The organism is Vibrio sp. PNB23_22_6 (assembly GCF_052877535.1).
In genome coordinates this window covers 46,837-59,734 of sequence record NZ_JBNFXP010000007.1, presented here as the reverse complement: position 1 = coordinate 59,734, position 12,898 = coordinate 46,837, and the positions used below count along the sequence as shown (strand labels likewise).

Here is a 12,898-nt window from a genome sequence, read left to right as displayed (position 1 = left end):
CGATGGATTCTTATCGGCGATAGAGATAAAAAAGGGTTGGCAGTGCCAACCCTTTTGCTTTTGTTATTAGAAATTAATTCGCACGATTATTTCTTCTTCGCGACTTTCTTTTTCACTGTTTTTTTCTTGTCGTCTTTTTTCTTTTTCTTCTTAAACACAGGTTTCTTGTGCTTAGGGCGCATCTCTTTAACGAAGCGCTCTTTGATGTCTTCTTTCACGTAACGCGCCACGCGATCCAGCATTGGTTGGTCGTGCGCTTCTACGATAGAGATTGCGTTACCCTTTTTACCTGCGCGCGCTGTACGGCCAATGCGGTGAAGGTATACGTCAGCAGTGCGAGGCATGTCGTAGTTGATTACGTGTGATACGTCTGGCAAATCGATACCACGAGCAGCCACATCGGTTGCCAGTAATACGTTTACGGTGCCGTCACGGAAGCGAGAAATTGCGTTGTTACGACGATCTTGTGGCATTTCACCTTGAATCCAAGAGCATGGGATTTGTGCACTTTCTAGCTGTGCTCGAAGCTCACCCAGACGCTCACGAGTCTTCAGGAACACGATGGTACGCTCTGCCTGCTCTGTGATGATGTGTTTTAGCAGGGCAAGTTTATGCTCTGCGTCATCAGCACGGTGGTACCACTGTGCGATCTTCTTACGTTCACGCAGTGGTGATTTCGCGTCGATCTCTGCGGGTTCATTCAGTAGATCGGCGGTAAAGCCTTCGACACCTTTACCTTCTAGTGTGGCAGAGAAAAGAAGGGTTTGCTTACGCCAGCGACATTCGTTAGATAGGCGGTCGACGGTAGGCGCAAAGCCCATATCTAGCATGCGGTCTGCTTCGTCCAGAATTAACCATTCAATGGCACGACAATCAAAACGTTCAGCATCAATGTATTCACGCAGGCGTCCAGGAGTTGCCACCACGATGTCTTGCGTGGTCGCTAGGATGTTTGCGTGCTCTTGGTATTGAACACCACCCGTGATGGTGAAGATGTTTAGCTTGGTATTTTTTGCCAGTGCGCGAGCTTGATCCGCTACCTGCATCGCAAGTTCACGAGTTGGTGTTAGGATCAGAATACGCGCAGGTCCAGGTTTACGACGTGGGAAATCTTGCAGATATTGCAGTGCTGGCAGTACGAATGCCGCCGTTTTACCAGTACCAGTTGGTGCAGACGCTAGAATGTCACGACCATCTAACGCTTGTGGAATCGCTTCTGCCTGAATTTTAGTTGGGCGCTCGTAGCCCATCTCTTCAATGGCTTCAAGTAAGTTTGAGTCTAGATCAAGTTCAGCAAAGGTTCTGATCACAATGAGTTCTCCACAAGCAAAGCTTGGTTAATGGTTCGCGAAAGCAGCATAGATTTTAAAAGGTCGCATATTATAAAGTGATTAGTGATAAGGATCACATGTTATTTCACATCTTAAGATAAAACTCGTGAGTTAGCTGGATAAAATCCTCGCTGTACCCCGCATCTGTGTGGATAAGCAACTGTGATTCTTGAGTATCACAAGGTTGCTTTGCTAATTCAAATAGTACGCGGTGCACAGGCTTTTTCTGTGATGGTTGCACGCGACAGATGCGTGATAGGTACCATCCTTGTTGTTTTGCTAAGGTAATAAACTGTTCGCCTTCCGTAATCGGCAGCACAAAACTGGCCGTTCCATTTTGCGAAAGTAATTCATAACAGCGTTTGAGTAATGCATCGTGCTGCAAGGTATCTGTGTGTCTTGCGGTAGCACGTTGGCTCTGCTTCGATTGCTCTCCACTGTTAAAGTAAGGGGGGTTACAGATAATGTGTTGAAATGCGTGTGGAGCTTCAAAGCTCAATACATCGGCGTGCAACAAAGACAGCCTATCTCGCCAAGGAGAGTGGGCAAAATTGTCACGTGCGGCGTCAATCGCCGTTTTTTCAATATCTACGGCGGTAATTTTTGCTTTGGTAAAGCGCTGAGCACACATCAGCGCGAGTAACCCCGTTCCGGTTCCAATGTCGAGAATATTTACTTCACGATGGCTTTGAAACCATGCGCCTAGTAGAACACCATCGGTGCTAACGGGCATGCCACTTTCACTTCCGTCGATAGTAAATTGCTTAAATTTGAAGCCCTTAGTTTTGAATGATGGATTATTCATGATGTTTCGCACTTGCTCAATATTTAAGTTAATTTTGCTGTTGTTTCGTAATTGTACAGGGTCTTGTTTTGTTGGTTATCAAATTGTTTTGTAATTTACTTGGTGTAAAAGACTGCCCTATCACCAAATGCTAGATGTATTAACTGCTTTTAGCTTCCGTAGGTAAATTAATATGGTGTTTTTTTCTTTAAGGTTGCCAAATGATGAGTCTTTCGTCATTATTCGGCGAAATATAATAGATTAAACCACGAGTATCTATTTACTTTAGATAATCAAAAGTGGTCTATGCATACACAACATTCATTAATTAGAAGTAAGGGTTATCTGTGAAGCAGACGTTAAAACTAACAGATATTATCGCAGTAGGCTTTATGCTATTTGCGTTCTTTTTGGGTGCCGGCAACATCATTTTTCCACCACTAGCAGGTCAGTTAGCAGGTGAGAACCTGCTGCCTGCAATGTTTGGTTTCTTGCTAACAGCGGTAGGTCTACCTCTTATTACCATCGTTGCTATTGCTGTGGCTGGTGGCTCTTGGGATCACTTGACTCAAGATCTTCCTAAGAAAGCAGCGGTGCTGATGGCGGCGTTGATCTTCATTATCATCGGTCCTGCATTTGCTGCGCCTCGTACTGGTCTTGTCGCTTACGAAATGGCAGTAAAACCATTCTTTTTAGGTGCATCTCAAGCGCATCTGACGGCATTCTCAATCTTGTTCTTCGCGGTAGCAATGGCTTTCGCTTGGTCTCAAGGTCGTTTGATTGATTTGATAGGTAAAGTGCTAACGCCAGTTTTGTTCCTTGGCTTGATCATTCTTGCTATTGCGGTATTTGTTGATCCTCAAGGGGAAATGATGGCCGCACGGGGCGAATACCTAACTCAACCACTGACTAAAGGCTTCCTTGAGGGCTACAACACCATGGATACTTTTGCATCGTTGATGTTTGGTATGTTAATGGTGGACTCACTGCGTAGCAAAGGTATCACTGAACGTGCAGCAACAACTAAATACTTGATCTACGCGGGCTGTATTGCTGCCGCAGGTCTTGCATTTGTTTATATTTCTCTATTTTACTTAGGCGCGACCAGTGCAACAATTGCAGCTGGCGCGGACAATGGTGGTCTAGTCCTAAGCCAGTACGTGCAAGCACTATTCGGCCCATACGGTCAGATTGTATTGTCAATCATTGTACTACTTGCGTGCTTAACAACGGCTATCGGTTTGATCTCTGCGTGTTCTGACTTCTTTAGTTCTAAGACATCCCTGTCGTACAAGCATTGGGTTATCATTAACGGTGCCGCATGTGCCCTAGTTGCGAATGTTGGCTTAGCTCAATTAATCTCGCTATCCGTACCTGCATTATTTGCATTGTACCCAGTCGCAGTGGCGTTGGTTACTCTAACGTTTGTTCGTAGCAAGCTACCAAATCCACGCGTTGCTTACCGCTCAGTACTGCTTGTGTCGCTGTTATTTGCGTTGATTGATGCAGCAAAGGTTGCTGGTCTGGACGTATCGGCATTCAGCATGTTGCCACTATTTGAAGTGGGTATGGGCTGGTTGCTACCAACTACGGCCGCGATTGTTTGCTCTTTCTTCTTCGCGAAGTCAACTCGTCAAGAGCTAGCGGAAGAAGCGGCGTAATTGTCGACTAATAAAATGTAAAAAATAAAATGTAAAAAAGCCCGGTGAATCGCTTTACCGGGCTTTTTGTTTGTAATCAGTTTGTCGCGGCTTATAGCGTGTCGTGAAATTCGACTAACACTTGCTCACACCATGTTTCGATGCGCTCATCGCTCAGTTCGTATTGTGAATCTTCATCCAGAGCAAGGCCAACAAATTGGCTACCATCTTCGGTCAGCGCTTTCGACGCTTCAAATTCATAACCTTCGTTTGGCCAGTAACCAATAAATTGTGCGCCAGTGGCTTTTAGCTCATCGTGTAAAAGCCCCATCGCATCTAAGTACCATTCGCCGTAACCTTCTTGATCACCCAAGCCAAATAGCGCGACGACTTTGTCTTTGAGTGGCGTGGTTGTGATGTCTTGCCAAATCGCACTCCAGTCCTCTTGAATTTCACCAAAGTCCCAAGTAGAAATGCCAATCAGCAGCAGATCGTAGTTAGCCATGAGTGATAACGGTGCCTCTTTCACATTGTGAATGTCGACAAGGTCTTCACCAATAATATTGCGAATTTTCTCTGCTGCCATTTCGGTGTAGCAGGTCGTTGAGCCGTAAAAGAGTCCGATTTTCATTATATTTGTCGTTTTCTATGTTGCTGTTGTAGCAGATTCTAACCATAAACTGAGGGAAATTGCAGCGAATATCCTAAGCGGGATGATTTTTTATGGTATTGGCTGGGCAGTTGCCTTACTCTCAACACTGTAAATATAAACAGATAAGGAAGCGTGCATGACGGCAAAACAGCCTGTCAATCAACAAGATTTTGGTCTTGTTGAGCAATTCTTGGATGCGATGTGGATGGAGCGTGGCTTGTCAGAGAATACACTAGCTTCATACCGAAATGATTTAATGAAATTGCTCGTGTGGATGGAACAACAGCGCTACCGCCTTGACTTCATTAGCCTGTCTGGCCTGCAAGAGTATCAATCTTATCTGGCGGATTTGGATTACAAGCAGACTTCGCGCGCGCGTATGTTATCGGCTATTCGCCGTTTATTTCAGTACCTCCACCGCGAAAAAGTGCGTGCCGATGATCCGAGTGCACTGTTGGTGAGCCCAAAGCTGCCACAACGCCTACCGAAAGACATCAGTGAAGAACAAGTCGACGCGCTGCTTGATGCGCCAGACCCCAATGACCCTATCGAGTTGCGCGATAAAGCCATGCTTGAACTGCTTTATGCGACGGGCTTACGTGTGACAGAGTTAGTGAGCCTCACTATGGAAAACATCAGCCTGCGACAAGGGGTGGTTCGCGTAACGGGTAAAGGCGGCAAAGAGCGCTTGGTTCCGATGGGGGAGAATGCCGTGGATTGGATTGACACATTTATCCAACAAGGGCGGTCTGCTCTATTGGGGGAGGCGACGTCGGATGTTGTGTTCCCAAGTAAACGAGCAAGACAAATGACCCGCCAGACCTTTTGGCACCGTATAAAATACTACGCAGTGATAGCAGGTATTGATGGGGAACAATTGTCACCACACGTTTTGCGCCATGCTTTTGCGACACATTTATTGAACTATGGCGCCGATCTTAGAGTCGTACAGATGCTGTTGGGGCATAGTGACTTATCGACCACACAAATTTATACTCACGTAGCGACTGAGCGATTGAAACAAATCCACAGTCAACACCACCCAAGAGCATAATGATGGTTTGTTGCATCCTTTATCTCATTGGATGAAACGATTTTATTTTAAGGTGAATTTAATGAGCGTATTACGCCGACTAACTCTGCTGACTTTACCGTTTTTCGTCGCCGCTTGTGGTGCTGAAGAGGGGCAGGCAAAAACGGAAACTCCAGCACAACAAGTCGCACCTGCGGCAAAGCAAAATTTTGATGAAGAGGCGCTTAAGGCGAAGTTCTCTAAACTGGGGTTGTCGATTCTTGACATTCAACCATCAGACGTCGCAGGTCTATTAGAACTTCAAACCAATGGTGGTGTATTGTTTGCCTCAAACGATGGTAATCACTTTATTGCTGGTACGCTTTATTCTGTGGATGAAAATGGTGGTTACAAAGACGTGATTGCTGAGCGTCAAGCGCCATTGAACGCGAAAAAAATCGCTGAGTTCTCTGATAGTGCTATTGAGTACAAAGCAGAGAATGAGAAATACGTGGTGACAGTCTTTACAGACATCACTTGTGGCTACTGTGTGCGTCTGCACAGCCAGATGCAGGGCTACAACGATCTAGGCATTACCGTTCGTTACCTAGCTTACCCACGTCAAGGTGCTACTGGTCCGGCCGCTGAGCAAATGGCGACGATCTGGTGTGCAGAGGATCCTAAAGCGGCAATGCACAACGCGAAAGTGGAACGTACTTTTGATAATCCAGTGAAAGATCTCAATCAGTGTAAAGAGACGATCAAAGCACACTACAATCTCGGTCGTGAGCTTGGTATTTCTGGTACACCAGCGATCTTCCTACCAAACGGTGAGCTAGTTGGTGGTTACCTGCCACCAGCAGAACTGCTAAAACGTTTAGAGCAACAATAATCCTTTAAGGAGTAGAGCCAGCCGTGATTGCTGGCTCTTTTCAAACATGATAGAAATTCAACGACGTCCTGAACCGGATCTTTCTCTTCTTCCTGATTCCATTCCCTCGATTCTCAAGCGCATTTACATCAATCGTGGCATCACGGATGTAGCACAGCTTGAAACTTCTGCACGCGGTTTGCATTCCTACCAACAGTTAGGTGGTATTGAACAGGCGGTGGAATTGCTTTTTCAAGCGATTAATGAGCAAAAGCGTATTATTGTCGTGGGTGACTTCGATGCCGATGGTGCGACTAGCTCAGCGCTGTCTGTGCTCGCGTTACGCATGTTAGGTAGCAACAACGTTGATTACCTAGTGCCGAACCGTTTTGAAGATGGCTATGGCTTGAGCCCTGAAGTGGTTGATCAAGCATTAGAGCTTGGCGCAGAAATGATCATGACGGTGGATAATGGGGTATCGTCGATTGAAGGCGTTCGTTATGCCAAAGAAAATGGCATAACCGTTCTCGTGACCGATCACCACCTTCCGGGGCACGTTCTGCCAGATGTCGATGCGATGGTGAACCCGAACCTCGACAGCTGTGCGTTCCCATCTAAAGCACTTGCGGGTGTTGGCGTCGCTTTCTATCTGATGATGGCGCTGTGTGTTTACATGCGCAAACAGAACTGGTTCGCAAAGCAACGCATGCAAGAGCCAAAGTTGATGGAGCTGATCGATTTAGTTGCGCTTGGAACTGTAGCTGATGTGGTTCCGCTTGATGAGAACAACCGCATCTTGGTGCACCAAGGCTTGCAGCGTATTCGTGCTGGTAAAGCACGCCCGGGGATTCAAGCACTGATCGAAGTGGCAAAGCGTGATGCTCGCCGTTTGGTGGCGTCTGATTTTGGCTTCGCACTGGGGCCTCGTATCAATGCAGCAGGTCGTTTGGATGATATGTCTTTCGGGGTTGAGCTGTTGATGTGTAACAATATTCACGCAGCACGTCGAATGGCGAGTGAGCTTGATGGCCTTAACCAAACTCGTAAAGAGATTGAAGAGGGCATGAAGCAAGAAGCCATGGCATTTTGTGAACGCTTACAGTTTGGTGAAAATAGCAAGTTGCCATGTGGCTTGGCATTGTTCCAACGTGATTGGCACCAAGGTGTGATTGGTATTCTCGCTTCGCGCATCAAAGATAAGTTCCATCGCCCAGTGATTGCCTTTGCTGATGGAGGTGAAGGTACCATTAAAGGTTCTTGTCGTTCGATTCCAGGTCTGCACATGCGTGATGCTCTCGATTTCATCGATACGCAAAACCCAGGTTTGATCATCAAGTTTGGTGGTCACGCGATGGCGGCAGGCTTAACCATTAAAGAACAAGATTTTGAGCGCTTTAGCCGTCTATTTGATGATGTGGTTAAGAAGGAGCTTGATGAAGCCGCCTTGAAGGGCATCATTCTTTCTGACGGCGAACTCAAACCAGAAGAGTTTTCTATGCATGTCGCTGAACAGTTGCGCGCTGGTGGGCCGTTTGGGCAGGCTTTTCCTGAGCCAATCTTTGATGGTGAGTTTAAAGTGCTGCACCAAAAACTGGTGGGAGAGAAGCACTTAAAATTGATGCTAGAACCACTGTATAGAGGGCATCCAACCAACATCATGATTGACGGTATTACGTTTAATGTAGATCTTCGTCGCTGGCCGGATGCATCCGTTAAAACGGTACGTTTAGCCTATAAACTTGATATTAATGAATTTCGTGGTAATCAATCATTGCAACTGATGATTGATCATATCGAAGCCAAGTAAATTCTCATTTTTCGCTTACTATAGAGTACGGTCGCCCTTTAGTGGACTCAAAATTTTATGACCGTGCTCTCTCTAATTGCAATCTGATTTCCCACCCGAAATTTTCCTGTATCTCCGTCACATTTTTGAGTAGAATTTCTCGGTTAAATTCTATTCTAAAATGTTGAGCCAACATGTTTGAAATCAATCCAATTAAAAACCGTCTGCAGGATGTGTCTGAACGCACAAATGTCCTGAGGGGGTATCTTTGACTATGACGCTAAGAAAGAGCGTCTAGAAGAAGTCAACGCAGAACTTGAACAACCGGATGTGTGGAACGAACCAGAGCGCGCACAAGCACTCGGTAAAGAACGCGCATCATTAGAAGCGGTTGTTGAAACGATTGATCAGCTAGAGCAAGGTGTCGAGGACGTTGAAGGTCTTCTTGAACTCGCTGTTGAAGAAGAAGATCAAGAAACGTTTGACGAAATCGAACCTGAACTGACAGAGCTTGAAGACAAGCTAGCGAAGCTTGAATTCCGCCGTATGTTCGCCGGTGATCACGATGCTTCTGATTGTTATATTGATTTACAGTCAGGCTCAGGCGGTACTGAGGCGCAAGACTGGACTTCCATGATGCTACGTATGTACTTGCGTTGGGCTGAAGCAAAAGGCTTTAAAACCGAAGTAATCGAAGTCTCTGAAGGGGATGTTGCAGGCCTTAAAGGCGCGACAGTGAAAATTTCAGGCGAGTACGCGTACGGTTGGTTACGCACCGAAACTGGCGTGCACCGCCTTGTTCGTAAGTCGCCATTTGACTCAAGCGGTCGTCGTCATACGTCATTTGCCTCTGCGTTTATTTACCCTGAGATTGATGAAAACATTAATATCGACATTAATCCTGCCGATTTACGTATCGATGTTTATCGTGCGTCAGGTGCAGGTGGTCAGCACGTTAACACCACTGAGTCTGCGGTACGTATTACTCACGTTCCTACGAACACAGTCGTGCAATGTCAGAATGACCGTTCTCAGCACAAGAACAAAGATCAGGCAATGAAACAGCTTCGAGCGAAGCTATTTGAGCTTGAGCTGCAGAAACAAAACGCGGAAAAACAAGCTAATGAAGATGCAAAATCTGACATTGGCTGGGGCAGCCAGATCCGTTCTTACGTTTTAGATGATTCTCGCATTAAAGACCTCCGCACGGGCGTTGAAAACCGCAATACTCAAGCGGTTTTAGATGGCGACCTAGACAAATTTATTGAAGCTAGCCTGAAGTCAGGCTTGTAACGCTTTTCACCGACAAAAACAGGATACATCGAAAATGACTGATGCTGTTCAAAACGAAACTGTACAAGAAGCCTCTACTCAAGAAGAGAACAAGCTAATTGCTGAGCGCCGCGCTAAATTGGATGCAATCCGAAAGAGCTGCAAAGCAAACGGCCACCCAAATGATTTCCGTCGTGACAGCCTAGCTGGCGACCTTCAAAAAGAGTTCGGTGAAAAGAGCAAGGAAGAGCTAGAAGAGCTTAACCACGTAGTAGCAATTGCTGGTCGTATCATGGCTAAGCGTGGCCCATTCCTTGTAATCCAAGAAACATCTGGCCGTATTCAAGCGTATGCTGATAAAGAAGTACAAAAAGTACTAAAAGATCAATACCAAGGTCTAGACATCGGTGACATCATCGGTGTGAAAGGCGCGCTACATAAATCTGGTAAAGGCGATCTATACGTAAACATGGAAGAGTACGTGTTGCTAACAAAAGCGCTGCGTCCACTGCCAGAGAAGTTCCACGGCCTGACAGACCAAGAAATGCGTTACCGTCAGCGTTACGTTGATCTCATTGTAAACGAAGATTCTCGCAATGCGTTCGTTGTACGTTCTAAAGTCATGTCTGCAATCCGTAACTTTATGATCTCAAAGCAGTTCATGGAAGTTGAAACGCCAATGATGCACGTAATCCCTGGCGGTGCGAGTGCGCGTCCATTCATCACGCATCACAACGCGCTAGATATGCCAATGTACCTACGTATCGCGCCAGAGCTATACCTGAAGCGTCTAGTGGTTGGTGGTTTCGATCGCGTATTCGAAATCAACCGCAACTTCCGTAACGAAGGTCTTTCTCCGCGTCACAACCCAGAATTCACGATGATGGAATTCTACATGGCGTACGCAGACTACAAAGATCTTATGGATCTAACAGAAGAACTACTAAGCTCAGTTGCTCTAGAAGTTCTAGGTTCAACCTCAATGCCTTACGGTGATGAAACGGTTGAATTTGGCGGCACTTATGCACGTATGAGCATGTTTGAAGCCATCAAGCACTACAACCCAGACCACGCTGAGATCCAAGCGTTAACTGAAGCGGATCTACAAAACCGTGATCTGATGGTTTCTATTGCGAAATCAGTTCATGTAGAAGTAGAACCTTTCTGGACATGTGGTCAGCTACTAGAAGAAATCTTCGGTGAAACGGCAGAGCCTAAACTAATGCAGCCTACATTCATCACTGGCTACCCAGCGGATATCTCTCCATTGGCTCGTCGCAGCGATGATAACCCGTTCTTCACAGACCGTTTTGAGTTCTTCATCGGTGGCCGTGAAGTGGCAAACGGCTTCTCAGAGCTTAACGATGCAGAAGACCAAGATGCACGCTTTAAAGCACAGGTTGAAGCGAAAGAGTCTGGTGATGACGAAGCAATGTTCTACGACGCAGACTACATTACTGCACTAGAGCACGGCCTACCACCAACAGCGGGTCAAGGTATTGGTATCGACCGTCTGGTTATGCTACTGACTAACACGCACACTATTCGTGACGTGATCCTATTCCCAGCAATGCGCCCACAAGCGTAATTTTCTTGCTGAGAAATGAAAAACCACCTTCGGGTGGTTTTTTTTATGTCTAAAATTCGAGTAAATTCAAATAATTGATGACTTTTTTAGTGTGACTATGCAAATGAATTCTAGAAAAATCCCAATCTGTTGCATAGTCTTAAAAGTGAGACAGACTAATCCGGCAGTAGTCTCGATAATGTTACCCGTTCTCAAAGATCGGTTTGTAGAACATAAGATTTATCAATAATGAATAAGGGTTAGCGAATGGTTGGGCAGTTTAAGATGGATTCCATTCCTGGGTCGCTTGTTGTCGTCGGTGGTAACTATGAACCTTGGTTATCAGTATTAGAGCAAGTGGGGTGGAAATGTCACCAAGTGGGGGATTTACGTAAAGCCAACACACTGTTAGAAGATATTGGGCCATGCATTGGCATCGTCGATCTCAGTCATGATGAATTCAGCTTGAATGGATTGGCAAACTTAGTGAGTTCTCACAAGCATGTTCGTTGGCTAGCATTTATCCGCGAGTCACAGCTCGGGGTCGATACTATCTGTCAGTTTATCGTGAACTTCTGTATTGATTTTTTTACTGCACCAATTCCAGATGCACAGTTGCTGAGTACCATAGGCCATCAGCTTGGTATGCTCAAGATTGAGAAAAAAGTGTGGCCAAGTTTTGGTAACAGTTTAGACATGGGCCTGATTGGTGAGTCAATCCCAATGAAACGTTTACGAGACCAAGTTAAACGCATTGGTCCTACCGATGTGAGTATCCTAATTTACGGAGAGAGTGGGACGGGCAAAGAAGCCGTTGCGCGCGCGATTCATAAGGTTTCTTCTCGCTCGCATAAGACGTTTTTGTCTATCAATTGCCGCGCATTGAATGAACAGCGCTTTCAGGCGGAGGTGTTTGGTATCAATGCTGACCCAAGTATTGGTCCTAGCTTACTAGAGCAAGCTGATGGCGGAACGGTGCTATTGAATGACATTCTAACGATTTCAAAAGATCAGCAAATGAACCTGCTGAGGTTTCTTCAAGAGGGGACGATTGAAACGAAAGAAGGCATTAAGAATGTTGACGTGCGCATCCTTGCTGCGAACTCATCAGATGTAGAAAAAGCACTGATTGATGGTGACTTTAACGAAGAGCTGTATCACTACATCAGTGTATTACGCATTAACGTCCCGAGTTTGAAAGAGCGTGCAAGTGATATATCGCTACTCGCTCGCTACTATTTGCAAGAGTTTTCAAAAGAGTACAATTCGCAGGCGAAGAGTTTCTCTGAAGATGCACTTAAAGCCCTGACGCGTTACTTCTGGCCTGGTAATGTACGCGAACTGATGAATCAAGTAAAACGTGCGGTGTTAATGTCTGATAGCATCATGATTGAAGGTATTCACCTCGACTTACCGCAACGTAACGAGTCTAAGCGTAGTTTAAAATCGATCCGAGAGAAGAGTGAGCGTGATGCATTGCTGGTGGTTCTTGAGTCGCATTCAGGTCAGGTATCAAATGCAGCCAAAGAGCTGGGGGTGTCACGCGCAACGATGTACCGTCTGCTCAATAAGCACAATTTGATTTCAGATCAAACGGTCTAGTGATGGCAGAATAGCGTAAGGGGACGTATCGTTCCCTTTTTTTATTCCGATTATGGTTTTTATAAAATCTCACAAGCAACCCATTCTTTGGGTGAATGTGTTATTTCAAAATGCATATGCAACCGATATGTGAAAATTTAATTTGTTTTTTGCTAGAAAGAAAAAACGCGGGTTGATAATTACGCAGGGTTGCTTACAATTTAACCGTAACTCATAGAGTTATATCATTTCAATCACGGATTAATTTTTAGCTAGGAGGCGCAAGATGAAACAATATGTTGTTAACACCACTGCTTGCGCTGATCGTATGCCTGTCGTTCGTCTAGCCATTAAGACGGTCAAACAGGATACAACAGGCTCATTCGATTAAATTAATCCGTC

The 12,898-nt window shown here is 45.6% G+C and carries 10 protein-coding genes; 7 read left to right on the top strand and 3 right to left on the bottom strand.

The genetic code is table 11. The features are described from left to right. Nucleotides 1-86: 86 nt before the first annotated feature. Together srmB and ACVA54_RS07910 are read right to left on the bottom strand one after the other, a co-directional pair. Nucleotides 87-1,310: an ATP-dependent RNA helicase SrmB gene (gene srmB, locus ACVA54_RS07915; protein WP_099078906.1), complete on the bottom strand. Its 1,224-nt coding sequence runs from the start codon at nucleotides 1,308-1,310 to the stop codon at nucleotides 87-89. 106 nt (nucleotides 1,311-1,416) lie between these two features. Next, nucleotides 1,417-2,136 (bottom strand): tRNA1(Val) (adenine(37)-N6)-methyltransferase, encoded by a 720-nt coding sequence (locus ACVA54_RS07910; RefSeq protein WP_446580547.1) that lies wholly within the window; start codon nucleotides 2,134-2,136, stop codon nucleotides 1,417-1,419. 326 nt (nucleotides 2,137-2,462) lie between these two features. On the opposite strand from ACVA54_RS07910, the gene brnQ reads away from it, so the two are divergent. Beyond that, entirely contained in the window at nucleotides 2,463-3,776 is a 1,314-nt protein-coding gene (gene brnQ, locus ACVA54_RS07905; RefSeq protein ID WP_099078908.1) for a branched-chain amino acid transport system II carrier protein, read from the top strand. A gap of 91 nt (nucleotides 3,777-3,867) precedes the next feature. On the opposite strand, the gene fldB is transcribed toward brnQ, so the two are convergent. Further along, the gene (gene fldB / locus ACVA54_RS07900) at nucleotides 3,868-4,386 is read right to left on the bottom strand and encodes a flavodoxin FldB (protein ID WP_099078909.1); all 519 of its coding nucleotides are present in this window, start codon (nucleotides 4,384-4,386) and stop codon (nucleotides 3,868-3,870) included. Between the two features lie 157 nt (nucleotides 4,387-4,543). Here fldB and xerD point away from each other — a divergent pair, with 157 nt between their 5' ends. From xerD to vpsR, 6 genes are all read left to right on the top strand, one after another. Next, on the top strand, nucleotides 4,544-5,461 hold the full coding sequence (gene xerD / locus ACVA54_RS07895; RefSeq protein WP_446596593.1) for a site-specific tyrosine recombinase XerD: 918 nt from the start codon (nucleotides 4,544-4,546) through the stop codon (nucleotides 5,459-5,461). A gap of 61 nt (nucleotides 5,462-5,522) precedes the next feature. Then, on the top strand, nucleotides 5,523-6,311 hold the full coding sequence (gene dsbC, locus ACVA54_RS07890) for a bifunctional protein-disulfide isomerase/oxidoreductase DsbC (RefSeq protein ID WP_099078911.1): 789 nt from the start codon (nucleotides 5,523-5,525) through the stop codon (nucleotides 6,309-6,311). Nucleotides 6,312-6,357: 46 nt separating this feature from the next. Next, nucleotides 6,358-8,097, top strand: a complete 1,740-nt coding sequence (gene recJ / locus ACVA54_RS07885; protein WP_099078912.1) for a single-stranded-DNA-specific exonuclease RecJ — start codon at nucleotides 6,358-6,360, stop codon at nucleotides 8,095-8,097. Between the two features lie 173 nt (nucleotides 8,098-8,270). Then, a protein-coding gene (gene prfB, locus ACVA54_RS07880) for a peptide chain release factor 2 (RefSeq protein ID WP_099078913.1) occupies nucleotides 8,271-9,369 on the top strand; the annotation gives its coding sequence in 2 pieces (ribosomal slippage) (nucleotides 8,271-8,345 and nucleotides 8,347-9,369; 1,098 coding nt in all). Nucleotides 9,370-9,403: 34 nt separating this feature from the next. Next, nucleotides 9,404-10,936 carry a lysine--tRNA ligase gene (gene lysS, locus ACVA54_RS07875; protein WP_099078914.1) on the top strand — a complete coding sequence of 511 codons (1,533 nt, stop codon included), beginning with the start codon at nucleotides 9,404-9,406 and terminating at the stop codon, nucleotides 10,934-10,936. Nucleotides 10,937-11,182: 246 nt separating this feature from the next. Then, entirely contained in the window at nucleotides 11,183-12,517 is a 1,335-nt protein-coding gene (gene vpsR / locus ACVA54_RS07870; RefSeq protein ID WP_099078915.1) for a cyclic-di-GMP-binding transcriptional regulator VpsR, read from the top strand. Nucleotides 12,518-12,898: the final 381 nt, after the last annotated feature.